The 25,037-nt window shown below is 55.2% G+C and carries 19 protein-coding genes; 12 read left to right on the forward strand and 7 right to left on the reverse strand.

The window, feature by feature from the left end:
- Positions 1–59: 59 nt before the first annotated feature.
- Positions 60–809, forward strand: coding sequence for a DUF4058 family protein (locus tag AC5DDB_RS14230; RefSeq protein WP_491740395.1), 750 nt, complete (start codon positions 60–62; stop codon positions 807–809).
- A gap of 10 nt (positions 810–819) precedes the next feature.
- Here the strand turns inward: AC5DDB_RS14230 and mqnE are convergent, their stop codons facing one another.
- Together mqnE and AC5DDB_RS14240 are read right to left on the reverse strand one after the other, a co-directional pair.
- Positions 820–1,962, reverse strand: a complete 1,143-nt coding sequence (mqnE, locus tag AC5DDB_RS14235; RefSeq protein WP_491740396.1) for an aminofutalosine synthase MqnE — start codon at positions 1,960–1,962, stop codon at positions 820–822.
- Positions 1,963–2,122: 160 nt separating this feature from the next.
- Positions 2,123–3,655, reverse strand: a complete 1,533-nt coding sequence (locus AC5DDB_RS14240) for an RNA polymerase sigma factor (RefSeq protein ID WP_491740397.1) — start codon at positions 3,653–3,655, stop codon at positions 2,123–2,125.
- Positions 3,656–3,888: 233 nt separating this feature from the next.
- Here AC5DDB_RS14240 and AC5DDB_RS14245 point away from each other — a divergent pair, with 233 nt between their 5' ends.
- The gene (locus AC5DDB_RS14245) at positions 3,889–6,054 is read left to right on the forward strand and encodes an arylsulfatase (protein WP_491740398.1); all 2,166 of its coding nucleotides are present in this window, start codon (positions 3,889–3,891) and stop codon (positions 6,052–6,054) included.
- Between the two features lie 1,005 nt (positions 6,055–7,059).
- Here the strand turns inward: AC5DDB_RS14245 and AC5DDB_RS14250 are convergent.
- A complete protein-coding gene (locus AC5DDB_RS14250; RefSeq protein WP_491740399.1) occupies positions 7,060–10,680 on the reverse strand; it encodes an acyl-[ACP]--phospholipid O-acyltransferase in 3,621 nt (1,206 codons plus the stop codon).
- A 419-nt stretch (positions 10,681–11,099) separates the two neighbouring features.
- Here AC5DDB_RS14250 and AC5DDB_RS14255 point away from each other — a divergent pair, with 419 nt between their 5' ends.
- Positions 11,100–11,558, forward strand: a complete 459-nt coding sequence (locus AC5DDB_RS14255) for an endonuclease domain-containing protein (RefSeq protein ID WP_491740400.1) — start codon at positions 11,100–11,102, stop codon at positions 11,556–11,558.
- A 133-nt stretch (positions 11,559–11,691) separates the two neighbouring features.
- Here AC5DDB_RS14255 and AC5DDB_RS14260 read toward each other — a convergent pair whose 3' ends face one another.
- Positions 11,692–12,714: an ROK family protein gene (locus AC5DDB_RS14260; RefSeq protein ID WP_491740401.1), complete on the reverse strand. Its 1,023-nt coding sequence runs from the start codon at positions 12,712–12,714 to the stop codon at positions 11,692–11,694.
- Positions 12,715–12,770: 56 nt separating this feature from the next.
- Entirely contained in the window at positions 12,771–13,616 is an 846-nt protein-coding gene (locus tag AC5DDB_RS14265) for a sensor histidine kinase (protein WP_491740402.1), read from the reverse strand.
- Positions 13,617–14,029: 413 nt separating this feature from the next.
- Here AC5DDB_RS14265 and AC5DDB_RS14270 point away from each other — a divergent pair, with 413 nt between their 5' ends.
- The 7 genes from AC5DDB_RS14270 (at position 14,030) to AC5DDB_RS14300 (ending at position 21,645) form a co-directional block, all read left to right on the forward strand.
- Positions 14,030–15,457, forward strand: a complete 1,428-nt coding sequence (locus AC5DDB_RS14270; RefSeq protein WP_491740403.1) for a phytoene desaturase family protein — start codon at positions 14,030–14,032, stop codon at positions 15,455–15,457.
- A 150-nt stretch (positions 15,458–15,607) separates the two neighbouring features.
- On the forward strand, positions 15,608–16,042 hold the full coding sequence (locus tag AC5DDB_RS14275) for a 3-hydroxyacyl-ACP dehydratase FabZ family protein (RefSeq protein WP_491740404.1): 435 nt from the start codon (positions 15,608–15,610) through the stop codon (positions 16,040–16,042).
- Between the two features lie 286 nt (positions 16,043–16,328).
- Positions 16,329–17,333: a HEAT repeat domain-containing protein gene (locus tag AC5DDB_RS14280; RefSeq protein WP_491740405.1), complete on the forward strand. Its 1,005-nt coding sequence runs from the start codon at positions 16,329–16,331 to the stop codon at positions 17,331–17,333.
- A 184-nt stretch (positions 17,334–17,517) separates the two neighbouring features.
- Complete coding sequence (locus AC5DDB_RS14285) at positions 17,518–18,861, forward strand: 6-phosphofructokinase (protein ID WP_491740406.1); 1,344 nt, start codon at positions 17,518–17,520, stop codon at positions 18,859–18,861.
- A gap of 96 nt (positions 18,862–18,957) precedes the next feature.
- The gene (locus AC5DDB_RS14290; protein WP_491740407.1) at positions 18,958–19,251 is read left to right on the forward strand and encodes a hypothetical protein; all 294 of its coding nucleotides are present in this window, start codon (positions 18,958–18,960) and stop codon (positions 19,249–19,251) included.
- Between the two features lie 71 nt (positions 19,252–19,322).
- Positions 19,323–19,778, forward strand: coding sequence for a hypothetical protein (locus AC5DDB_RS14295; protein WP_491740408.1), 456 nt, complete (start codon positions 19,323–19,325; stop codon positions 19,776–19,778).
- A 217-nt stretch (positions 19,779–19,995) separates the two neighbouring features.
- Positions 19,996–21,645 (forward strand): alpha-keto acid decarboxylase family protein, encoded by a 1,650-nt coding sequence (locus AC5DDB_RS14300; protein WP_491740409.1) that lies wholly within the window; start codon positions 19,996–19,998, stop codon positions 21,643–21,645.
- An 86-nt stretch (positions 21,646–21,731) separates the two neighbouring features.
- Here the strand turns inward: AC5DDB_RS14300 and AC5DDB_RS14305 are convergent, their stop codons facing one another.
- On the reverse strand, positions 21,732–22,001 hold the full coding sequence (locus tag AC5DDB_RS14305) for a hypothetical protein (protein ID WP_491740410.1): 270 nt from the start codon (positions 21,999–22,001) through the stop codon (positions 21,732–21,734).
- A gap of 226 nt (positions 22,002–22,227) precedes the next feature.
- Entirely contained in the window at positions 22,228–22,830 is a 603-nt protein-coding gene (locus tag AC5DDB_RS14310; protein ID WP_491740411.1) for an MT-A70 family methyltransferase, read from the reverse strand.
- Between the two features lie 86 nt (positions 22,831–22,916).
- Between AC5DDB_RS14310 and AC5DDB_RS14315 the strand changes: the two genes are divergently transcribed.
- Both AC5DDB_RS14315 and AC5DDB_RS14320 read left to right on the forward strand, forming a co-directional pair.
- Positions 22,917–23,945 (forward strand): lysylphosphatidylglycerol synthase transmembrane domain-containing protein, encoded by a 1,029-nt coding sequence (locus AC5DDB_RS14315; RefSeq protein WP_491740412.1) that lies wholly within the window; start codon positions 22,917–22,919, stop codon positions 23,943–23,945.
- 1 nt (position 23,946) lies between these two features.
- Positions 23,947–24,933 (forward strand): glycosyltransferase family 2 protein, encoded by a 987-nt coding sequence (locus AC5DDB_RS14320; RefSeq protein ID WP_491740413.1) that lies wholly within the window; start codon positions 23,947–23,949, stop codon positions 24,931–24,933.
- Positions 24,934–25,037 lie beyond the last annotated feature (104 nt).

Consider the following 25,037-nt stretch of genomic DNA (forward strand, 5'->3'; position numbering starts at 1 on the left):
AACGAGCCATGTTAGAATGTCAACACAACGACCATGTGACAGCGAACAGGAACGCCACCATGCCGATCCATGATTGGTCCCGTGTCGACGCGGGCACGTTTCATGACTTTCACCATTCTTGGATCACACATCTTAAGGAGACTTTGAATGCTGGCGTGTTGCCTAGCCCGTTCTATGCGATGTCCCAACAACTGATCGGCTCCTTTGAAACGGATGTGCTCACACTCGATTTGGGTGAACCGGAACCGCAGTCGCCGATGCCTGAGGTGACTAGTGGCGTGTTATTGGCAGATTCTCCGCCGAAGGTTACTTACCGAACTGTGATCGAAGAGGCAGACGCATACACGCTTCGGCAACGGTCCGTGGTTATTCGACACCGCAGCAACCGTCGCATTGTGGCAGTCATTGAGGTTGTTTCTGCTGGCAACAAGAGTTCCACGCGACGATTTCAACAGTTCATCGAAAAAATCCAAGAGCTCATCGAGCGAGGTATTCACCTGTTGGTGATCGATCTACAACCGCGTGGTTCATTCGACCCGCATGGGATTCATGCTGCGATAGCGGACGCGTTTGGAATGTCTTCAGTCGAAGATGTTTCCGATCGACCGCTGACATTGGTTTCGTATCGAGCAGATCGGCCAATCGAAGCATTCGTGGAACCGACGGCCGTGGGTCTTCCATTGGCCCCAATGCCTCTTTTTCTGTCTGTTGATCGCTACGTCAGTGCGCCGCTCGAAGCGTCTTACAAAGCGGCTTGGGAAGGCACTGCCGCGGTGGTTCGTGAACAGCTTGCGGCAGACCTCAAGTAACGGAAAGCGGTTACGCCCCAAGCGGTTCGCCGATGCTCCATTCGGCTCCGTTGCGGTTGACGCGGCGGTAGAGGGTGTCGCGTTCGACGGGTTCACGCCCGGCTTCGCGGATTAATTCGTGGAGTTGCTGGACCGTTAGACCTTGCGGTGTCTCCGCACCGGCGTCGTGGTAAATGATTTCGTGGACGACGGTACCGTCGAGATCGTCCGCACCAAACGACAACGCGGTTTGGGCGATTTTCTCGCCGAGCATGATCCAATACGCTTTGATGTGATCGAAGTTGTCGAGCATTAGCCGGGCGATCGCGATCGTCTTCAAATCTTGTAACCCGCTGGCCTTCGGCAAATGATCCATGCCGGTATTTTCCGGGTGGAAGGCAAGGGGGATGAAGGTTTGAAAACCGTTGGTTTCGTCTTGCAAATCCCGCAGTCGGCAGAGATGGTCAATCCGATGTTTCGGTTCTTCGATGTGTCCATAAAGCATGGTCGCGTTGGATCGCAAACCGAGTTCATGAGCAGCACGGTGCACGTCGAACCACACATCTGCGTCGGCTTTGTGTTCGCAGATTTGGCTGCGGATTTCCGTATCGAAAATCTCTGCACCACCGCCGGGGAGACTGCCAAGACCGGCGTCGCGCATTTGTTCAAGGACCCAGCGGATCGATTGTTTCGTCTGTTTACAGAACCAGCCGATTTCGACCGGCGTCCAGGCTTTGATGTGAATCTTCGGCCACGTCTCGTGGATGACCCGGATGACGTTCAGGTACCAGTCGAACTTTTTGAGGTGATGTAACCCGCCAACAACGTGAATTTCCGTCGCACCGTTCGCTTTGGCTTCCAACACGCGGTCGCGGATCATTTCGTCGGTGAACGTGTAGGCCTTCTCGGCTCGTAAGTCCGCCCGAAAAGCACAGAATGTGCAGCGGTAGACGCACACATTGGTAGGGTTCAGGTGGATGTTGGTGTTGTAGTAAGCGAAGTTCCCGTTCTTCCGCTCACGCACCTGATTGGCTAACCGGCCGAGCGTGAAAAGGTCGGCTTCGGTTTCCAAGAACATGCCGTCCTCGAACGAAAGCCGTTCGCCGGAGGCGACTTTCTCGGTGATCGATGCGATTTCGGGAGAAGCAGTTGCGGGCGAAAGTGTTGGCGACATGAGACCGATTTCGTCGGTGAAAGTTGTTTCGAGCTAACTTGGTTCCGCTGTCACGCCCGATTGGAAATCGGCACGTGTCACGACGGATTCTAGGGAGAATCGCTCGTTTCGACCACCGTCGGAATTGGCTCAACGAAAAGAGATCGCGAACACGACGTGATCAACGCACAAATTGCTTGCGTTGCAAGATGTCCAGCGTTTGACCGAAGTCGGTTGCAGCATGGTCGATACCGTCGATATGGAAGACAGCGCGAAACTCCATGTCTTCGGACGGTGCCGGGAATTGCAACAAACGCTCGAGAAGTTTGTCCGCTTCTTCCGGTGTGTAGAAGCGGTAAGTCTTGCCGGCGAAATCGATCGCGCCTTTGAAGACTTTCTCGCCCGCCGGAACCCGAATTCGAGAAGCGGCCGAGTTCACGTGATCGTCGTGAAGTCGGCGTTTCTGGTTTTCCAGAACGGCTACGACATTTTGCACGACATTCGATTTGGCCGGCTTCGTCTTGGCGGTCGTTTGGACTTCGTCACCGACCGGTTCCTGAAGATCGAGCGCCGGCGGGGCGTCTGCATCTTCGACGGCTGCGGTGAGTTCGATCGGTTCCAAGTTCGGCGGTTCCGAGACGGGAATCAATTCATGCGTCCCGAACGTCGCCGGGTTTTCGAGCGAAACCATTTGCGTGGGGGCAGTGTTCAAATCGGGACTCACGAACCGATCCGTGAACGACTCCAGCGACTCCGTTTTCTCTTCGACGACCGTTTGCGGAGGACTGACTTGTGACGTTGTTGTCGTATCGACTTCTGTGACTGTCAGATCCGGTACGGGAACTGGACGCGCGGAAACACCATCTTGGACACGGTTCCAGTCAAAACTATTGGCCAGCAATCCTGCAGACAGACCCCCGATCAATGTGAGCCCGCACGCCACGACCGTTTTCCCGGATGACATCGCGGCCAGCGCTTTAGTCACCAGTGACTTTCCGCCCACCGCCGCGGTTGCAGCAATTTTGGTCGTTGCAGTCTGCGACATGGCTGCGTTGATTGCCTGTTGAACAACGACCGATGATGGTGCGACCGACGATTCGGCTGCTTTGATCAGCAACGGAACCACAAGTAGGGCACCCGTTTCCGGCATCCCACGACTGACCAATCGCTCTCGTAACAGAAGTTTCGCTTGCTGAAGCCGACGACGAATCGTGGCGTAGGTCAGGCCGAGTTCATCAGCGGCATCTTGCTGGGTGCGTCCTTCGAGATGACACAACACCAACGGAGATTGAAACCGGGTGGGCAATTGGCCAATCTCTTCATCCAAGATCGGCAGCCACTCTTCCCGAGCCTCTTTTTCGCGTTCTTCATTGTGCTTGTAGCTGGCGAATTGTGTCTCACAGCGACGTCGCGACTTTGCTTTCCGCTTGATTTGCAGTGCCGAATTGTACGAAACGCGATAGAGCCAACTCGAGAGCGAGTCGTGTGTCTGTTCGGTTTGGGTGAGAGTCAGGGCGTTCCGGGCCAGCGAAATAAATGTGGCTTGGAAGGCGTCGTCAGCACCCGCGGGATCACCTAAGACTCGATGAGCCACGCCGCGAACCATCCCTCCATGACGACGTACAATCATCGTGAACGCGTTTTGGTCGTGTTGATCGACAAACCGGTTCAACAATTCGAAGTCAGATGGTAGCGAGGCGACAGATGCACTCATGTCCGGCAATTTCCTCGAATCGGGTGACGAACTTCCCCCGTGTAGAATTCATCATAACGCTCGGCTTGCGCACATTTTCAAGATTTTGTCGGCGATTTCCGGAAAATCCTGGGACTTAGTGCTTCGAGGTGTTCGTTTGACGCGGACAAATGACCCGGGCACAATGGTGATCTCATCGATTTCTTCAACCCCATCCTCCCGAATCAGCCGCTCTGGTGTCGAGGTTTAGTGACATGTCTGGAAATATGCTCAATCGTTTGTTGTTGTTGTTACTTGTTGTCGGGTTTGGGTTTACGAGAAGTTCGGTCGCGGATGACCGGCCGAACATTATTGTGATTCTCTCCGACGACATGGGTTACAGCGACATCGGTTGCTATGGCGGCGAGATCGAAACGCCTACGCTGGATGGATTGGCTGAGAACGGCTTGCGGTTCACGCAATTCTACAATACGGGACGGTGTTGCCCGACACGTGCGTCGTTGTTGACCGGGTTGTATCCACATCAGGCGGGGATCGGTCACATGATGAACGATCGCGGTTCGGACGGATATCGGGGCAACTTGAACAAACAGTGCCGGACGATCGCAGAAGTTCTTAAGCCAGCAGGTTACGCAACGTATGGCGTTGGAAAGTGGCATGTCACGTTACATACCGATCCGGAAGGTCCGAAACACAATTGGCCGTTGCAACGCGGATTCGATCGATTCTATGGCACGATCACGGGGGCCGGAAGTTTCTTCGATCCCGGCACGCTCACGCGGGACAACACTATGGTCTCGCCGTTCGCCGATCCGGAGTATCAACCGGAGCAATACTACTATACCGACGCCATCAGCGATCACGCCTCGCGGTTTATCAATGAGCATTCGAGCACCGATGGCAAACGGTCGCCGTTCTTCATGTATGTTGCCTACACGGCGGCACACTGGCCGATGCACGCGTTGCCAGAAGATATCGCCAAGTACAAAGGCCGATTCGATCAAGGCTACGAAGCCTACCGCCAAGCCCGACTCGAACGGTTGCGGAAATTGGGTTTGATCGATGCGTCGTGGGAGATGTCGCCGACGGTCGGGGATTGGGCGAAGGTTGAACACTCCGAGTGGGAGCAGCGATGCATGGAAGTCTACGCGGCGATGATTGACCGCATGGACCACGGCATCGGACGGATTGTGCACACGCTGAAAGAACAGGATCAGTTCGAGAACACGCTCATCTTCTTCATGCAGGACAACGGGGGTTGTCAGGAAGGTGTCGGACGAAAAGGGGATTGGCAACGTCCAGTGGAGGCTTCCTTGCCAAAGATTGCGCAAGATGCAATCCGACTCGATGTTATCCCGAAACAGAACCGAGCCGGTGTGCCAACGCTGCAAGGTCCGCACATCATGCCAGGGCCGGAGGACACCTACATTGCTTATGGCATTGATTGGGCGAACGTCTCAAACACGCCGTTCCGCGAGTACAAACACTTCGTGCACGAGGGGGGAATCAGTACGCCATTGATCGCTCATTGGCCGAAGGGAATCGCCCGGCATGGCGAGTTGGAACATCAACCGGGGCACTTGATCGACATCATGGCGACGTGTGTCGATGTGGCGAAGGCCAAGTATCCCACGCAACACGATGGTCAGAAGATTAAACCGTTAGAGGGAAAATCGTTGCGTCCCACGTTCGACGGGGGAAAAATTTCCCGGTCGGAGCCGCTGTTTTGGGAACACGAAGGGAACCGGGCCATCCGCGATGGGAACTGGAAACTCGTCGCGAAGAAAAGTCGCGATTGGGAACTCTATGACCTTGCCAAGGATCGGACCGAATTGCATGACCTAAGCCAAGAGCGGCCAGAACTGGTTCGCAAGCTCGCTGAAAAGTGGGAAACCTATGCGAAGCGGGCGAATGTGTTGCCGTTGGATGGTCGGGAAACGAAACCGAAATTCAATAAGACAAAGAAACGCTATCAGCTCAAAGCCGATGCGGATCTCTCACGCGAGAAGTCACCGTTTGTCGAGAATCGTGCGTTTACCGTGACCGTCAAAATTCTGGAACTAGGTTCGGATGGCGTATTGGTGGCGCAGGGCGGCAATTCCGTGGGGTTTGCGGTCTATATGCAAGACGGTCATTTGTCATTCGCGACACGTCATGATGGCAAACTCAACGTGGTGACGAGCACCGAAAAGTTGCCGAGTGATGCGAAGACCGTCCGAGTTTCGCTCGCTGCTGATGGAACCGTCGAAGCAATCGTCAACCAGAAGCTATTCATGAAAGGAACGACTGCGGGGCCATTGACGCGGATGCCTCTCGACGGTCTGCAGGTAGGGCGAGATCTGCAGGGAGCCGTTGGTAATTATGAGTCTCCGTTTGAGTACTCGGGTCGGATTGAGCGTGTGGTCGTGACTTTTCCGTGATCTTGCCGCCCAACGCAGACTTCGCGGGCTCCGCCTGCAACTTAGCCCCCTCCATCGTCAAAAAGGGTTTCTTGAAAATCCGGCAGGTGGTCAGGGATTCCCGAAGTGACTTCGCATCATAGGGGTTTTCGCAAACGGTCCGTGTGAGGTCCAACAATACATCAAGCGAGTAGACGAGGGTTTGCTCGATCCAATGAACATCTTGCCGACCCCAGCCGAATCGCCAGATTTCGACGGTCGGGGTCGGGTCGTCTGGACTGATCAGAATCTTCAGCGGTCCCCACGCTGAGATCTCTCGCAGCGGTGCCAACGCACGCCACACGTTCGCGTTTGGTGCATGTCGTTCCTGCATGAGGATGCCGCGAAATGCCGAAGCCTGCAGGCCCGGAACTTCCAACGCCACTCGTGTCCAGGGCAGGGGAGTGGACTTCTTGGTGACACCTTTCGTGGTGCGGTAGCCAACAACGAGGGTGGCACCATAGAACGGGACCCGCCACTGCGGTTGACCTTCGTCGTTCATGACGACGGTTCCCCCCTGACGTTTCGCCAAATCGCGAAGCGCGCGCAGACCGGCAAAAGTCTCTCGACGACGTCTTGACCAAGCCAGGGTGACAAACAAAACCACAACCAGCAGACCACCCAGAGCGAGGATCGTCGCATCCGCGACGTCTTGGGAAATCCAGTGTGCCATCACCACCAACTCCGCTGGACGGGATAACAAAGCAACCGGTCAAGTCCCTCGAACGGAACCTCACCGCTATTCTCGTCTCCCGCGAAGGAAATTTCAAATGTCAATTGATGGTCGAATTCGAAAGAGTTCGACTGGAAATCATTCCGGATCAATCCTTCCCAAAGATGAGAGCGTTGAAGGATTGGATGTATGATCGGTGGCCCGCGTGCTCTATAGGATCAACGTTTTTTGTCGACCGCGGACAACAGAACTCGGGAGATTTCCAGAAAAACTTGGGGAAACCAGATTGCAGACCGACTCGTTTGCCTGGTTGGTCAGGTTGAACTCGAAGCGGCTGTTCCGACGGAGAAACGCTGGATCGCGACATCACGAATGCCCTTGAGATCGAGCTTGCCCGTGCCGAGAACCGGAATCGACTCCACTTCGAGAAAACTGTCGCGGGAGGGCAACCAAAGATTGGGGATGTCGCTTTCAGAGAGTTCCCGCAGAATCTCTTCGACAGACTGTTCGAGCGGACGGTGCAATACCACGAGGCGTTCGCCGCGTTTTTCGTCGGGGATTGCAGAGACCACCAACGGCACTTCGCCGTCGGAACCGGCATCGTTGCCCACGATGCGGAGGAGTTCTTCCTCGATGCGTCCGTGGGGAACCATCTCGCCACCAATTTTCGAGAACCGGTTCAACCGTCCCGCCAGGGTGACGAATCCGTCTTCATCCATGGTGGCGATGTCGCCCGTGTTGTACCAACCGTCGTGCAACACTTCGGCAGTTTTCTCGGGTTCGTCGAGGTAACCCTGCATCACATTGGCACCCCGGACGAGCATCAAACCTTCTTCATCAAAATCGCGGGGCTCGTGGGTGTCCGGATCGACAATTTTGACGCTGACCCCTGGAATCGGACGACCAATGCTGCCGATCTTGCGGGCGGTGTCCTCTTCAAAACCCGTCCGAGAATTGGGAATGTTCGCGGTCGCGAGCGGGGCCAATTCGGTGGCTCCATAACCTTCTGTCGGGAGCACGCCAAACTTTTGTCGAAACTCCTCCGCCAACTCCGGCGAAAGTCGCTCCGCACCGACGACGGCCAAATCGAGGTGCTTCATTTGTTCTGGCGTACAACGCTTCAGATACGCACGTAGGAACGTCGGCGTTCCCATAAGAATTGTTGCTTTGTATTCCTCGCAGAGTTTGCCGACGGTGCGACCGTCGATCGGGTTGTAATGGTAAACCGCCCGCAGCGGAGTCGTTGCGGTGAGCCACAGACCGAGTGTGTGCCCGAAAGCGTGGAAGAACGGCATCACGCCCACTTGGGTGTCACTACTTTTCAAGTGGAACAAATCATCGATCGAATCGATATTCGCCTGGACATTATGATGACTCAGCATCACACCCTTCGGCCGTCCTGTCGAACCGGAGGTAAACAAGATCGAGAATAAATCATCCGGGCGAATTTTCCGCAGACCGTGTAACCGTTCGAGGAGGAACGTCGGAACTGCGAATGCTTGAATGGCCGCCGCGATCCGTCGACCTTTCGAAATCGATGCGACCAAATCTTCGAGGTAAACCACCTCGGCATTGAGTTGGATATTGAGTTTGTCGATCACTTTCCGACTGGTGATGACATGCGTGAGCCCGCTTTTCTCGATGCAGTAATTCAAATCGTTCGGGGAGAGCGTATAATTCAAATTGACGGTGACATCGCGACTCATCGCAACTGCCGTGTTCGCTAAAAAACCGCCGACCGACGGTGGCAACATAATGCCCACGGTTCGCGAGTCGCCGCCTTTGCCGGTGATTCCCGCCTCGCGAAGTTGCTTCTTCAATGCCAATGCACCGGCAAGCAGTTTCCCGCCGGTGAGCGATTGACCGGTGCCGTCGGCCACTTTGGTTTGGAACTTGGCTTGTTTGCAATATCGCACGAATCGACGGGTCGGCCCCATTTTGCGTTCCCGGCGATGCATGGCAGATTCGGCACTCAAGTCGAGAACGGCTTGCCGAACTTCGCAGAGGCTCTTCGGATTCTGCAGCGGTTCACCGAAGTTAATGGAAATATGATGCGGCCATTGTCGCGGCCATTTGTAGATGATTTTTCCACCGTAGTAGCTAAAGATACTGCCCCAAATTTTGTCCAGATACATTGGAATAACCGGGCAGTTCGTGCCATCGACGACGCGTAACAAACCGCGTTGGAACTTCTCGATTTGTCCAGTGCGGGTGAGTTTGCCTTCGGCAAAGATGCAGACCAACTCACCGTTCGACACCGCTTGATTGGCCTCTTTCAGAGCTTTGACCAACCCTTTCGGACCCATGCTGGGATTGATGGAAATCACTTTGAACAGGTTCGACATTCCAGTGATGATGCGACTTCCTTTGTAGAAGTCAGCATCGGCCATCAGCCGAATTTGTCGTGTGGCGGACAAGGTGACGAGCCAACCATCCACGTAACTCACGTGATTCGCCACCAGCAACGCACCGCCACGTTTCGGGATGTGCTCTTGTCCGCGAATCCGGATGCGATAGTTTGTCGCGAGCAGCAACCACACCAAAAACCGCACCGTCGCCATCGGGAGTAAATACAAAGCGTACAGCAGCACCGGTACGGTTGCGATTCCACAAAAGAGGAAGATCGTCGAGGACGACATCCCCAGCAGATCCCGTTCGATGAAGAAAACCCCCGAGCTCATGATGACCAAAGCGAAAGCCAGGAAGTTGGTGCCCGCGATCACCGTGCCCCGAACTTGGGCTTCCGACTCTTCCTGTAAGAATGCTTCCAGTGGGACTAAAAATAATCCCGCCCCGAAGCCAAGCAAGAACAGGAACCCACAGCAGAGCCAGAAGCTCGGGTAACTCATGACGAACGACGTGGCCAGTTTCGCGGTGGTATCGTGGGCGACCGGCATCCCGGCGTTCCAGCCAACGATGCACAACCCGACCGTTCCGACGATAATCGTCACCGCACCCAACGGCACAATTCCCAATTCCACACGTCCGTGAGACAACCAGCCAGCCAGGACACTGCCGATCGCCACGCCGCCGACGAGGACGACCATCAAAATACCCACGCCACTTTTACTCAAACCGAAAACGTGTTCGCCGTACAAGTTGACGTTGCACTGAGCGAGTGAGGCCATCATCCAGAAGAACGAGATGCCCAAGGCGACCCGCAGAATCGTCGGGCGGGCGAACAGCACTCGTAAGTCGTTCACGGTTTCCCGAAACGGATTCTTCGCCATTTTCCGATGCGGATCGGCGGGAGTCAGACGTCGAATCATCAAGCTAGACATCACCCCGACCACCGCCATGCCGAGCAACGACAATATCACGGGCCACAAATTCCACACCGTGATCGTCGCGTTCGGATCGGACCGGTAGCCCACGAACTGGCTGATCGCTGTCTCGTTGAACTGGTAAAGCGACAACCCGCCTAATGTGCCCAATGCCGAGGCAATCACGCTGATCATGCCCATCAGTCCATTGGCGGCGGAAATGTGTTCGCTACGGACTAACTCGGGAATGCTGCCGAACTTCGAAGGTCCGAACAGTGCACTCTGACAACCCATCAAGAACACCGTCAGAAACATCAGTCCCAAGCTGCCATTCACGCCTAAAACGCCGCCGGCAAGAATGGAAAGCACCAGCATTGATGCCAACGCCAATTCGGCGACTTTGCACCAGACTATGACCGCGCGTTTGTCGAACCGGTCCGCCAAAAAACCGGCAATGTTGGCCAATAGAAGATAGGGGACGGTAAACAGCACGGTTCCCAATGCCAACGCGCGTCCTTCGCCGGTTGTTCCCATCACGCCAATGGCGATCGACACCGCCAGCCAGCGGAATGCATTGTCGTTGGCGGCTCCGAGGAACTGCGTCAACAACAGGGCAAGGAAACTCTTCGAGGACAGCCCATGTTGGACTTCGGACTGTGAGGCACTGGACATCGGCGACCGCCTGGCTCGTCTTCAAGTTCGCGAAAAGTTTTTAGTTCGTTGGCTGTTCGGTGAGGACGATCAACCCAGAACTCTGGAGGTCACATCCGCAACTAGCAACGCACAGTCACGCACCATGTGCTCTCCGAGGCGATTTTCCGCGGAGAATATCACACGAAATTCAGGAAGAACATAGCGAATAGCGAAAACACGTTGAATTTGCAGGCCAGTTCAGTGGGCATCCACTTTCCCAATGACCCAGCTCCCTAGGAACGAGTTGTGATTGATACAGCGCAGGTGTCTCCCAAATCTTGCAAAGATTGTATTCGTGTGTACATTGTTGAAGGTTAGTGCGACTGATCGACTTTATCAAAAATCACCTCTCCCATTGGGAGAGGTCGGACGCCTCGCGTCCGGGAGAGGGAGATCCCATGACCAGCCGACGAACTCCACGGGCACGGCAACTCCGTCAACAACAAACGGAAGCCGAATCCCGGTTGTGGTCTGTTCTCCGTGCCTCTCAACTTTCCAATCTGAAATTCCGTCGCCAATACGCCATTCGAGGATTCTTCGTCGATTTTGCGTGTGTCTCCCATCGATTGGTTGTTGAAGTCGACGGCGAGTATCACGATTTTATTTCGCACGCCGACATCGCACGACAAAAAATTCTGGAGCAAGCCGGATGGACGGTCATGCGTTTCACGAACGATGAGGTACTTCAAGATACTGATGCAGTTTTGATCGCAATGACTCGTACTCTTAATGTGTGCATGAATTTTGAGCGACGTCGCGGTGGGAAGTCTGGAATGTGTAAGGAGTCCCCGAAACCGCCATGGCCCTCTCCCGAGCCTTCGGCTCGATCTCTCCCTGAGGGAGAGGTGAAACAGTAATACGTTGAAGGGGGAAAACGATCATTCGAGAATCTAACACTCGCTGTTGTTCAGAAGGTACGGTCTGATCCGTTCAGAAGCAGGGCAACGGCGTTCGCAGTTTCGTTTCATGTTCAGGATGAAAAATCTTCGGTTACCACTCCGGCACTTCGTTCAATCGGATGGCGCGACGGATGCAGCCGGCGGCTCCGATGTAACCTGCGGAACCGCCGAGGGTGGCGTAATCGATGAGGGTTCTTTCGGCGGGCACGGGGAATGCACGTTCTCGGACTTCCATCTTGACGCGTTCGAGAAACCGTCGGCCAAGTTCTGTGCTGTGACGGCCAAATGTCATCGCGCCGCCGATCAAAATGACGGCCGGGTTGATCGCGTGCATCAGCGTGACCGTGCCCACCCCGAGACAACGCCCCATTTCCATAATCAATTCGTTTGCCAAGACGTCCTGGGACTCAGCCGCTTGAGCAATCAGGAGCGGCGTCAGAATCTGACCGGCCGCAATCCATTCCGACAACACCGATTCCCGGCCCTCAGCTAATTTCTCTTGGCAGATTTCCACGAGTGCCGTTGCACTGACATACGCTTCGAGCGTCCCACGTTGACCACTGCGACAGAGACGACCGTTATCCATTTCAATGATGATATGACCGCACTCGGAACCGCAAGAGTGGACGCCCTCAAGGATCAGGTCGTTGATGATCAAGCCGCTCCCGCAACCCGTGCCGAGCGTCCAAAACGCTAGACTTTCCGCGTGTCGACCGGCTCCCACCCAATACTCACCGTAGGCGGCGGCGGAGGCATCGTTTTGGAGAATCGCCGGTTTGTTGAACCGCTGGGCGATCCGCTGGCGAATGGGCACATCTTGCCAACCTGGCAAATTATGGGGTTTGAGCAGCATACCGGCGGGAATATCCATCGTCCCAGGAGCCGCCACTCCGATACCGGCGATATCGTCCCAACTCAGGGCACACGCGGTAACGGCCTGATCAGAAACTTGAAAGATGTTATCGAGTCCAAAGTCCGACCCGCGATCGGCTTGCGTCGGACGACTGGCATGAGCTAACGACTCGCCCGCGTTACTCACCACTCCCGCACGGACATTCGTTCCGCCAAGATCGATCCCGAGATAGTACGGGCCTTCATGTTCATCAAGAGGCATAATCGCGTTCGGTCGTAAGAAACTCTAAGGACGCTCAATTCGATTTAGCGCAGAGTTTACTTCGTCCAGGCGGGTTTTGTCGATTCGACCGGAGCAGCGAGGGGAAGTTTCAGCGTAAACGTTGTGCCGCGACCGACCGTGCTTTCGACGCGAATCCGTCCACGATGACGTTCAATAATCTGCCGACAAACGGACAATCCCAACCCGGTTCCGCCTTGGCCTTGGGAATCGGCTTCCTTCGTGGAGAAGAAGGGATCGAAGATTTTCGGCAGCTTCTCCGAAGGAATTCCGCTGCCGGTGTCTTGCACGGAGATTTCGCCGAAACCGTTGTCCGTATCGCGTCGCACACCGATCCGCAAACTTCCACCCTCGTCCATCGCTTGTCGAGCGTTGATCACCAAATTCAACAACACTTGTTGAATTTGGCTCGGGTTGACCATCACCATCACGGATTCGGGGAAGTTCGTATCCAGTGAAATTCGGTGGCTCTGTAAGTCCTTCTCGACCAGAACCAACACATCCTGGGCAAGGACAACCAAGTCCATCGGTTCCTGCCGATCCGCCCGATTCCGGGCGTACGACAGCATTCCCGTCGTAATTTTGGACGCTCGTTGTCCGGCGGCCAGAATTTTATCGAAGGCTTTGTCGCGAGTGGCATCGTCTTTGTGACGTAGCCCCATCTTCGAGTAATTGATGACCGTCGTCAGAATGTTGTTGAACTCATGCGTGATCGAGGCTGCAATCGCACCTACGGAACTGAGCCGCTGCGCCTGCATGAGTTCCGATTGTAACGCGGCCACTTGGCTTTTGAGTTGTTCAATTTCCCGGGCATCCCCAGACGCCAGGGAATCCGCGTGGGTGTCTGTGGCTTCGTCGGTCGGAGTCATCGAGTTCGTAGCCATGAGCGAACAGGCCTTTCCGTGGCTGGACCGCATCGGTGTGGGTAAGAAGCCGAAACAGCAGGCCAACCCCTCCCGTTTGGGTATCGGTGTAACTCGCAATGCGTCTCCAATCTAGCATTGCCGACACAAGACGCAAGACGATCTGCCCTGACTTTCTCAAACCGTTACGCAATCGACCGAAAGCAGGGAAACGAGGTAAAATAGGCTGTTTTCATTGTTAGGGACATGTGAAGTTTCATGGCTTTTTGGCCGTCATCTGGAGTCCATTGCTCATCGTCGTACGCCGTCGAGCGCTAATAACAACTGACCACGGACTCTGGACAACTGACCGAGCACACTCGAATTTCGCCGCCCGGGTGCCTACACTGTCTCGGTGATTGACGTATTGCCTCTCGAATTGTCTGCTGAACACTATGCCCAAAGATTTTCTCAAAGGTGCGAAGGACCACTATGACGTGGTGGTCATCGGTAGCGGTCTCGCTGGTTTGACGTCGGCGAATCTCCTGGCTCGTCAGGGACATTCCGTGTTGTTGTTGGAACACCATTACCAACTTGGCGGAATGGCGACTTGGTTCAAACGGGCCGGCGGGCACATCTTTGACATCTCGCTCCACGGCTTTCCGCACGGCATGATCAAGAGTTGCCGAAAGTATTGGACCCGGGAAATCGCCGATTCCATCGTGCAACTCAAAGGCGTCCGCTTCGAGAACCCGCAATTCTCGTTGCAAACCACCTTTGACCGTGAGGACTTCACGCGGATCATCACCGAGAAATTCCAGGTGCCGATGGAAACCGTACAGCGGTTCTTCGACACCGCTCGCAGCATGAATTTCTACGATGATCAATCGAAAACCACGCGGGAACTCTTCGAGGAATTCTTCCCCGGTCGCGATGATGTCGTGCGATTGTTAATGGAGCCGATCACCTATGCGAATGGTTCCACACTGGAAGACCCCGCGATCACCTACGGCATTGTGTTTTCGAACTTCATGCACAAAGGCGTGTTCACGTTCGAGGGTGGCACCGACAAACTCGTCTCGCAAATGAAAGAGGAGTTGCTCAAGAATGGCGTCGATTTGCGAATTCGCTGTCTGGTCGAGAAGATCGAAATCACGCCCGATCGCCAAGTGAAAGCCGTCGTGGTGAATGGCCGCCGCATTACCTGTGGAGCGGTACTCTCGAACGCGAACATCAAAACGACCGTGCTGAAACTCGTCGGCAAAGAACATCTCGATCCTGATTTCGTCGAAGAGACCGAAGCCGTCCGACTAAACAACAGCAGTTGTCAGGTTTACATCGCCCTCAAACCCGGCGAAGGGTTCGACGAAGTTGGCGATTTGCTGTTCCACTCCGAACACAAAGGGTTCGACATCGAAGCGATGCTCAGTCGCGATGTGAGCAGCCGGACGTTTTCGTTCTACTATCCGCGAACACGCCCGGGAAGTGATCGTTGGTTGGTCGTCTCCTCCACCAACGCGAACTACAAAGATTGGGCGGACCTGTCCGAAGAGGACTACAAAGCCGCCAAGAAAGAACTCGCCGAAACCACGCTCGATTGTCTTGAACAATACGTGCCCGACGTGCGGGAGAAGCTGGACCACATCGAAGTCTCCACGCCGCGAACCTTCAAACACTACACCCGGCATCAACAAGGAGCGTCCTTCGGTACCAAGTTCGAAGGGTTGGCCGTGAGTAAATCGCTGCCGGAACAAGTCAGCGGCCTCTATCACGCCGGCAGCGTGGGCATCATCATGTCGGGTTGGTTGGGAGCGGTGAACTACGGCGTGATTGTGGCCAACGATGTCGACAAGTACCTCACACCCGCCGCCGCGAGTTTGTGATCAAAGTGCTTTGGTGACTTGATGTCTTCCGTGTATTCATCGTGAGGATGGAAGATAGAGGATAGAAGATGGCAGAAGCGCGAATGCTGATATCTGACTCTCTATTCGCTATCCTCGATCCTCCATTTTCTATCTACTCAGAACAAAACCATGTCGCTCAATCGCGAACAAATTGAAGCTCTCATCCCACATCGTCCGCCATTCTTGTGGATTGATGAAGTCGTCGAGATGACGGACGAGTCCATTCACGCTCGAAAATTTCTCGATCCGGCGATTGACGTCTTCCAAGGACATTACCCGGACTTTCCGGTGATGCCGGGGGTGTTGCAGTGTGAGGCGTGTATGCAGGCGTCGGCGATTTTAATCGCCACCATTCAACCCGTCGAAGGTGACGCGGTACCCGTCGCCACGCGGATGAACAACGTGCAATTCCGCAAGATGGTGCACCCCGGCGACACGATCGACATTGAAGTGAAGATCACCGAACGACTGTCGAATGCGTTTTTTCTCGCGGGCAAAGTGACGGTGAACGGGAAAGTCTCGACTCGCTTGGAATTCGCCTGCACCGCCGCCGCTCCGAAATAGAGAACACGATGAACGTCAAACCAAGACCCGAACCGGTCCCGTCTCCCACACCGGACCCGGCCCCCCATCCGCTGCCAGACCCACCAATGCCGAAGCCAAACCCCGATCCACCCAGACCACGACCGTCTTGACGGAGTGGAGTGTAGAGGGTTGAGAGTAGCGAGTAGAAGCAACGGAATACTCTCTACTCTCCACGCTCGACTCTCTACATTCGTTGACCGTGGAAAAATCACTCCTACACTTAACAGATACAACCACACCAAACCGCTCGCGATCGGTGCCAACCATGTCCGATGAAACCTCGGAACCGAATTTCCAAGACGAACTCGAAGAACTCCCGCCGGTGGAGCCGCCGTCGGCGCGGTTTATCGTGCAGTTGTTCGTGATTCCGGCGATCATTGTGATTGCGATTGTCGGGGTTTACACGTTGTTCGGACGGTTGGCGGCGGGAGAGCAGGATTGGCGAGAGTTGGTCACCGAACTCCGCAGCGCGAACGAACATCGACGTTGGCGAGCCGCCTTGGGGTTGGCTCAGATGTTGCGAAACGACCAGGCGAACGAAGCCGACAGCGAACTCAGCAACAACCCGGAAATCGGCAAAGCGCTCGTGGAACTGTTCGAAGAGCAACTCGCCGCCGGCAAAACCGATCCGGTGATCAAGCAGCAAGTCTATTTGGCGACGACGCTGGCGTATCTCAATCAGCCTCGACGTGTGTTTCCGCCGTTGCAAAAGGCGGCGTTGTCGGAGGATTACGATCGCGAAACTCGTAAGGCGGCGGCCCAATCGTTAGCTGTTTTGTGTGGGCGGGCGAACGAAATCCCGCAGTTCCGCACCGAGTTGCTATCCATGCCTGATGTCCACGAAGGCATCATCGACCTGACCCGCGACGAAGACCCGCTTTTCCGTCAAACCGGAGCGTTCATCCTCGGTCTGATTTCGGAGAAAGCCGCCCGTGAACGGCTGAAAGTTTTGCTCAACGACAGCGATTCGGAAGTTCGCGTGAATGCCGCCATCGCATTAGCCCGGCAACACAAAACCGATGGTTGGCCGGTCTTTCAGGAAGTGCTCAACAAGACAGCAAACACCACGGAAGCGGAATCCGTCGAGCGTCAGCAGATCGATTTAGTTGTGCTCAAGAACACGCTCAAGGCCGTTGGCGACTTGGAAAATCAATGGAGTGAGGAGCAGAAGCAGCAACTCATTGGCTGGATTGAACCCATCGCTGACAGTCATCCCGAAGCCCGCATCCGCACCGACGCCGAACTCTCCCTGCAAGCGCTTCGCGGTTGATGGAGAGCAGGGAGTGCTGAGGTGGCTCAGGCATTCTACTCTCAACGCTCCACCATCTACCTCTGCACCCGCAGACACTGGCAAGCCATCGACCGACCCGCTAGGATGACCGGCACACACGCCAGGGCGAGGGTTCCGCTGGCGGTCCGTACAGATAACCTCTAGGTATCCAACTTTAATTGCCATGACGACCACACCCGACGGCAATCCGTCCCAACCAGAATCCGTGATCGGCCCACCTGCCAAGGCGGAGCACAATTTCCGCCGAGCGGCCATTTTGTTCTCCGGCGGACCCGCACCCGCCGCCAACGCCGTGATCTCCACCGCTGCCATTTCGTTCATGAACAACGGCATCGAAGTCGTCGGTGTGCGTTACGGTTATTCCCGTCTGATGCAGTACTCCGCCGACCGTCCGATGGTCGAAGATCAGGACTATTACCTGCTCGACGAACGGCATCTCAAGCGGTCGCGGAATTCGCAAGGAATCATGATCGGCACCGCACGGGCCAACCCGGGGGCACACGTCAGCTCACCGGAGCACCTGCAGGAACCCGAACGCATCGCACCGCTGAAAACCGTTGATGAAGCTCTGCGGTCGTTGGATGTCGATTTGCTGGTTTCGATCGGCGGTGACGACACCCTCAAGACGGCCAACAAGTTCAAGCTGTACCAGGATCAACTTCCTGAAGGCACACAGCGAATTCCCGTTGTGCACGTGCCCAAAACGATCGACAACGATTACATGGGCATCGACTTCACCTTCGGTTACTTCACCGCGGTGGAAACGCTCGCCGGTGAAATTCGCAACCTCCTCGCCGACGCCGAAGCCGACGGCAGTTACTTCATCGTGGAAACAATGGGCCGCAGTGCCGGTTGGTTGGCCTACGGTGCCGCGATCGCCGGCGAAGCGAGCTTGGTGATCAGTGTCGAAGACATTCGTGGTAAATACCGCGAGGAAGAAGAAGTCGAAGTCGATGGTGTGAAGAGCACCCGTGCGGTGATGAATATCGATGCCGTTGTCAAACGGATCGTGAGCACCATCCGGGCTCGTGAGGCTTCCGAGGACAAACCGTTCGGCGCCATCGTGTTGGCCGAAGGTTTGGCGGAATATCTCTCTGCCAAAGCACTCGACGGTGTGCCACGTGACCCGCACGGACACATTTCGGTGGCCCACGTCGATCTCGGTAAAATGATCGCCAAACTCGTCGCCGAAGAGTACCAACGACAAACCGGCGAAAAGAAACGCGTGCGGGGCATTCAACTCGGGTATGAATCCCGCTGTGCCCGTCCGCAAGCGTTCGACGTGATGCTCGGCAGCCAACTTGGTGTGGGTGCGTATCGGGCACTCGTCGAGGAACAACTCAACGGCGTGATGGTTTCCGTCACCGGCCAACTCGACTTGCACTACGTGCCGTTCGAAAAACTGGTCAACCCGGAAAACCTCGTCACAATGGTCCGCTACATCCAACCCGGCAGCGACTTCCACAAACTCGCCCGGTTCCTGGAAACACACGTCAACGACCGATGATAATGTGCAGGCGAGCGAACATGCATTCCTGCTCAAACAATTAAACAACTCTGAAAGCCTCGGCGTCACCGTCGAGGCTTTTTTCATGGAGTAATGATGCGGTGGTGCATTTACATCCAGTTAACATTAGCCGCTCTGGGGGCGGGGTTCTCCCAGGCAACTTGCCGGTTGTGGCGGTACGATGTGCCGGAATTCTGGAAGGAATTCATCTGGAGCGGCTACGAATTCGTCATGTTTCTGTCGATGTTGGCAATCCTCATTGGCCCAATCGTTTTTCTGGAAATCTCACGTCGACGACTGCGGAAACAGCAACGGATCGGCTGGGGTTGGCTCGCGGAACCTCTCTTGGTCTACGCTCATTTCATTACGGCGTTGCCTGGTGTACAGTAGCTGGGGGTATGCGTGAGGTGTCATCCATCGATCACCAGCTGCGTAGTCTTTTTTGCGATGAGGTTATCCAGGTGGCGATCACAAAACGAGATGAATACTGGTATGGCGAAAATCACGCCGACATTCGGACGGAGTTGACTCGATATAGTGAATTACATCACTACCCGATTGATCACTTTACTAATGTCCGTTGTGAATGCGGGGCGGATATATTCTTGTTTGCGACCGATGAACAGGCCGGCGTTGCGGAGCGATTCTGCCCGAACTGTGAACACGAACATCTCATGGGCGACAGTTCGGAGTATGTCGAGGAAGCCGAATTGAGTCAGCACACGTGCTTATGCGACGGGGGACAATTTCAATTGGTCGCAGGCGTGCATTGTTATCGAGAATCCGATGACAGCCCTTCCAATGATGTGCGGTGGTTGTATCTGGGGGCGCGTTGCATTGCGTGTGGTCTCGTTGGTTGTTTTGCCGACTGGAAGAATGAGTACATTGGATTCGAAAATCTGCTAGCGGGTATGTGACGGTAGCCACAATGGCATGAATTCATGCCTGCACGGAGGTGTTGGTAAATGATTGATTGACGCTGGATTTTTCCCGGCAGAAAGCTGAATTGCACGCACCCATCCTTTGTTCTCCCTTCAATCTTCAGTGAAAAATTGTCCGTCATTGCGGGTTCGTTGCGTACAATGGAATAAACGCACAGGAACGGAATCCCAGCACAAATGAAGGGGGGCGGTGATGGCCAAGAAGAAAACGGCGCAACCGGATTCGATTGGGCAGTATTTGATTCGGCGGTTGCAGGACTATGGACTGCAGGATCTGTTCGGCATTCCGGGCGACTTTGTGTTGAACTTCTACGGGATGCTTGAGGAAAGCCCGATTCGTGTGATTGGCATGACGCGGGAAGATTGCGTCGGGTATGCGGCGGACGGGTATGCTCGCGTAAATGGGTTGGGTGCGGTTTGTGTGACGTATTGCGTGGGTGGACTGAGTTTGTGTAACTCCGTCGCGGGGGCGTATGCGGAGAAATCGCCGGTGGTTGTGATCAGCGGGGCACCGGGGATCGAGGAACGCCGGACCGATCCGCTGTTGCATCACCGAGTGCGTGACTTCAACACTCAACGCGAAGTCTTCGAAAAAATCACCGTCGCCACCGCATCCCTTGATGATCCGCTGACCGCGTTTCGAGAAATCGATCGCTGTCTCGAAGCGGCCGTACGGTATCGGCGACCGGTGTATTTGGAACTTCCGCGAGACCGCGTCCGCACGAAACCGCTGTTCCCGCATGAACCGAGTTCGCACGTCGCTCAAAGCAATCCCGATGCGCTTCGCGAAGCCATCGAAGAGGCGGGGCAACTGATCGACAAGTGCAAGAAACCGGTCATCTTAGCGGGCGTCGAGATTCATCGCTTTGGGTTACGCGAGGAAGTCCTCAAGCTTGCCGAGACCCACGAAATTCCGATGGCGGCCACGCTACTCGGGAAGTCCGTCGTCAGCGAGAAACATCCGCTGTATCTCGGTGTGTATGAAGGTGCAATGGGGAAGGAGTCGGTCTGCAAGTACGTCGAAGACAGCGATTGCGTGATTCTCCTTGGCACATTCATGACGGACATCAACCTGGGAATTTTCACCGCTCACCTGGATCCCGGGAAGTGCATCTATGCGACGAGCGAACAACTCCGCATCCGTCATCACCACTTCCATGAGGTGATGCTGTCCGACTTCGTCGAAGGTCTCGCGAAAGCGTCGCTCAAACCGCCTAAGCGAGAAATGCCCAAAGAGAAGATTGAAATCGAACCGTTCCAAGTGAAGTCGTCCGAACCGCTGACGATCAAGCGCTTGTTCCAACGGATCAATGGGTTGCTGGATGAGTCGATGTGCGTCATCGCCGACGTCGGGGATTCGCTGTTCGCTGCGAGCGATCTCACGATTTACCGACACACCGAATTCATTAGCCCCGCGTATTACACGTCGATGGGGTTTGCGGTGCCGGCATCGGTGGGGGTGCAAGTCGCCAAGCCGGATCTCCGACCGTTGGTTTTGGTTGGCGATGGTGCGTTTCAGATGACGGGCATGGAGTTGTCGACGTCATTGAAACTGGGATTCAACCCGATCGTGATGGTGCTCAACAACAAGGGATATACGACGGAACGGTTCCTGCAAGAAGGACCGTTCAACGATATTCCCAATTGGAACTACCATCGTCTGCCGGATGTGCTCGGCGGCGGATGGGGTTTCGAAGTTCGCACGGAAGGCGAATTGGAAAAAGCCATTCAAGCGGCTTTGGCAAATACCGATAGCTTCAGTTTGCTCAATATCCACTTGGATTCACACGACACCAGCCCCGCGTTGCAACGGCTTGCAGCGCGGATGTCGGAGCAACTGTGAGGCATCGGGAGTTCGGTATGTGAGGCGAAAGATTGGAATTCCACGCCTCACATCATCACCCCAGACTTCATCACATCATCATCCGGTCAAGGTGCGATGTCGGTATCGAGGCTTTCCTCGATAGCTTGTTGTTGCAAGCGGTATTCTTCGTGTGCTTGGACTTCGTTGGTCAGCTGGAACTCTGGTCCCGCTGGGAAGTACTGCACGTCGTCCCGCAAGTAGTAGGCCGACGGCAAAGTTTGCCCGCCGACGGTTGTTTGCGTCATTGGAGGAATCATGGGGCATCCGCTCGTGCAAGCCACGACGGCCAACACGCTGGGGAGCTGCCAAAACCGCATTTGGAGCAATCGGCTCATTGATGTTTCCTCGCACTTTGCCCTTGCAGCCGATCACGGCTGAGTCACACGATTCACCAGTCCCCGTTTGCCCATGAGGCCGGTTGTTACCCCTATCATCGACCAGCCACGTCCGGATCTTCGGAAGAATCCGCAATTTCGGACGAATTCCTACAAACCGATCTTGGTGACGATGCGAGGAAAACGAGTCGATGGCTTTCTCATCACATCAGACCTCATCACATCATCATTGGTCCCCTCGATATCCCGGTGCGACACGGCGGGTTTCCATGTAGGTGTCCAACTCGTCACCCCATTGTTGCCAACCAGGGACGGCTTCTCGGGCGAATAGTTCCAAGTACGGGCCGGGACTGCATTCTTGAATTAACTCGTGAAATGCTTTCGGTTTGCGAGAATGTTCCTGCTTGCGATGTGGGATAAGATTGACTTGTCGACGACCGGGGGCTTCCGTCCGCATGCGTCCGCGAACGCCGAATAACAACAGCTCGGTCACATTGCGAAAGTAAAACCCCACGCCGCGGCCGTCCGGTCCGCCGTCCTTACGCGTTTTGTACCAGACGAGATTGGTTTTGTACTCAAACCCCCACGCAGCCAGGACTTGCAACCCCTCCGGCAACAGTGCGTTGGGAACCCATAAATAGAGGTGAGCCGGGTGAGTCGCGTGTTGAGCGATAGGAAGATCACAGATCTCCTCAAGCGACATGGTTTGATAGCGGTTCAGTCGACCGTGTTCCGGAGCGACTTTGCCGGTTCGATTGCGAAATCGCCAAGGCGGGTCGGCCAGAATCGTGGAAAACTGTCCTTCAATTCCCGGCAAACCGACTGACATAGACTCACTCTCCCAAAGTCGTCATGATTCGATGAACTGACTATTGGAGCGAATCTTCACGGAAAGTGCCATTCGGCCATCGAGTTATGACTACCGACGCGAGCGAACCTACGGAATCTCCGAGCCCGACGAAAGTTTGGGCATGGCGGATCGTGAAATGGTTGCTATGTGGTCTTGTGGTGGCGTTTGTTGGTCGGCGAGCCGTCCGCATGTTCCAAGAAAGCGGGACGCAGGACCTCGAATTCTCCTGGTCATGGGCAATTGCCGCAGGAGCTGTGTACGGTCTGGGTTGGATTCCCTCGGTGTGGTTCTGGCGACGGATGTTGATGTCTTGCGGGGAAACCGTGCCGGTATGGGATGCCATGCGGGCTTATTTCTGCGGGCATCTTGGGAAGTACGTACCCGGCAAAGCGACGGTGCTTGTGATTCGTTCAGGTCTGCTGCGACCGTGCGGCGTGCCGATTCGATTGTCCGCACTTACGGCGACTTTCGAGACGCTGATCATGATGGGGGTGGGAGCCGCTTTGGCAACGGCGTTGGCTCCTTTGCTCTTTTCACCGGAATGGTTGGTGAAGTCACCGACATGGCTGCAATGGTTCGTCGCTCGCCCGTGGTTAATGGCCGGGCTCGTCACCATCGGTTGTATCGGATTATTGCCGGTGCTGGCGAAACTTCTGACGACAGTTGTCTACAAACTCACACCATTGGAGATGCGGGGCGAAGGCCGATCGATGCATCTTTCCGCCTGGTTGCTCGCCGAGGCGTTCGGCGTGCTGATTATCGGTTGGGTGCTGTTGGCAATTAGTTTGGGGCTGACCATCCGAGCTGTCGGGGGCAGTGTGTCTCCGCTGGATCTTCCGGTCCTCACCGGTTCAGTTTCCGCTGCCACCGTTCTTGGTTTCGTCGCAATCTTCGCCCCTGGAGGACTTGGTGTCCGTGAGGGGATTCTTATCGTCACGCTGCAGACCCTCCGCCCGGACGTCGCGGAATCCCAGGCCATCGCTGCCTCCGTGCTATTGCGGCTGGTTTGGTTTATTGTGGAAGTGACCATCGCCGGTGCTCTGTACTTCCTGGGCTCGACAAGCAGCAACGGACAACTCAAAACGGACGACTAACATGCTTTCCATCATCATTCCGGTGCTCAACGAAGACAAAAGTCTCCAGGAACTTTACAGCGAAATCGTGACCGCGTGCGATGAACACGAGATTTCGTTTGAAGTGGTCTTTATCGACGATGGTTCCACGGATCGGTCGTGGTCTGTCGTTGATGAACTTTCGGCCAAAGACGACCGCATCAGCGGGATTCGCTTCCGTCGCAACTTCGGAAAAGCCGCTGCGTTGACCGCAGGCATGCGAGCGGCCCGTGGCCAAGTCATCATGATGATGGATGCGGACCTGCAAGACGACCCCGCCGAAATTCCTAAGTTCCTTGCGAAGTTGGATGAAGGGTACGATGTCGTCAACGGCTGGAAACAACGTCGTCTCGATCCGTGGCACAAGGTGTACCCGAGCAAAGTTTTCAACTGGATGGTCAGCCGTTTGACGAAACTCAAACTCCATGACCACAACTGTGGTTTGAAACTCTTCCGCACCGAAGTCGCTCGTGAAATTCGCATCTACGGTGAGTTACACCGTTTTATCGCCGTGCTTGCCCATGCTCGTGGTTTTCGAGTGGCCGAGTTGCCGGTGCATCACCGCGAGCGTCAGTTCGGCCACTCCAAATACGGGGTGAAACGCTTCATGCGTGGGTTTCTCGACTTGCTCACCGTCAAGTTCCTAACGGGGTTTGGGCAGCGTCCCCAGCACATGCTCGGAGCGTTCGGTTTGCTGTTTTTCGGGCTGGGATTGGTCGGGCTGGGGATTCTCAGTGTGTGCTGGATGTTGACGAACATCGCTGGCTTGAACTTTGATCCGATCGGCACCCGTCCGTTGCTTGCGTATTCGGTGGCCTCGACACTGCTCGGAGCTCAGGCGATCTCGCTCGGACTACTTGCAGAGCTGATTGTGTCCAATACCGGTCGCGACGCCGACACCTACAGCGTTGCCGAACGTACATCGCCGTCAAAGAGCGATGAGGTAATGAGGTCGGATGCAATGAAGTGAGGTTGGCGAAGTGATGCGTCGAGCAATGTCTGTCGTGACATGACGTTGGAATTTCTTTCGACTCTCCACGCCCAACTTACAGCATCATCCATTTCAGAAAACGG

The organism is Thalassoroseus sp. (genome assembly GCF_984380535.1).

Excerpts from the sequence above, each read along its gene's own strand:
- AC5DDB_RS14315 (WP_491740412.1), top strand. The coding sequence starts at position 22,917 with ATGACTACCGACGCGAGCGAACCTACGGAATCTCCGAGCCCGACGAAA.
- AC5DDB_RS14290 (WP_491740407.1), top strand. The coding sequence starts at position 18,958 with ATGCGGTGGTGCATTTACATCCAGTTAACATTAGCCGCTCTGGGGGCG.
- AC5DDB_RS14240 (WP_491740397.1), bottom strand. The coding sequence starts at position 3,655 with ATGAGTGCATCTGTCGCCTCGCTACCATCTGACTTCGAATTGTTGAAC.
- AC5DDB_RS14320 (WP_491740413.1), top strand. The coding sequence starts at position 23,947 with ATGCTTTCCATCATCATTCCGGTGCTCAACGAAGACAAAAGTCTCCAG.
- AC5DDB_RS14265 (WP_491740402.1), bottom strand. The coding sequence starts at position 13,616 with ATGGCTACGAACTCGATGACTCCGACCGACGAAGCCACAGACACCCAC.
- AC5DDB_RS14250 (WP_491740399.1), bottom strand. The coding sequence starts at position 10,680 with ATGTCCAGTGCCTCACAGTCCGAAGTCCAACATGGGCTGTCCTCGAAG.
- AC5DDB_RS14230 (WP_491740395.1), top strand. The coding sequence starts at position 60 with ATGCCGATCCATGATTGGTCCCGTGTCGACGCGGGCACGTTTCATGAC.
- AC5DDB_RS14270 (WP_491740403.1), top strand. The coding sequence starts at position 14,030 with ATGCCCAAAGATTTTCTCAAAGGTGCGAAGGACCACTATGACGTGGTG.
- AC5DDB_RS14275 (WP_491740404.1), top strand. The coding sequence starts at position 15,608 with ATGTCGCTCAATCGCGAACAAATTGAAGCTCTCATCCCACATCGTCCG.
- AC5DDB_RS14285 (WP_491740406.1), top strand. The coding sequence starts at position 17,518 with ATGACGACCACACCCGACGGCAATCCGTCCCAACCAGAATCCGTGATC.
- mqnE (WP_491740396.1), bottom strand. The coding sequence starts at position 1,962 with ATGTCGCCAACACTTTCGCCCGCAACTGCTTCTCCCGAAATCGCATCG.
- AC5DDB_RS14260 (WP_491740401.1), bottom strand. The coding sequence starts at position 12,714 with ATGCCTCTTGATGAACATGAAGGCCCGTACTATCTCGGGATCGATCTT.
- AC5DDB_RS14310 (WP_491740411.1), bottom strand. The coding sequence starts at position 22,830 with ATGTCAGTCGGTTTGCCGGGAATTGAAGGACAGTTTTCCACGATTCTG.
- AC5DDB_RS14255 (WP_491740400.1), top strand. The coding sequence starts at position 11,100 with ATGACCAGCCGACGAACTCCACGGGCACGGCAACTCCGTCAACAACAA.
- AC5DDB_RS14300 (WP_491740409.1), top strand. The coding sequence starts at position 19,996 with ATGGCCAAGAAGAAAACGGCGCAACCGGATTCGATTGGGCAGTATTTG.
- AC5DDB_RS14305 (WP_491740410.1), bottom strand. The coding sequence starts at position 22,001 with ATGAGCCGATTGCTCCAAATGCGGTTTTGGCAGCTCCCCAGCGTGTTG.
- AC5DDB_RS14280 (WP_491740405.1), top strand. The coding sequence starts at position 16,329 with ATGTCCGATGAAACCTCGGAACCGAATTTCCAAGACGAACTCGAAGAA.
- AC5DDB_RS14245 (WP_491740398.1), top strand. The coding sequence starts at position 3,889 with ATGTCTGGAAATATGCTCAATCGTTTGTTGTTGTTGTTACTTGTTGTC.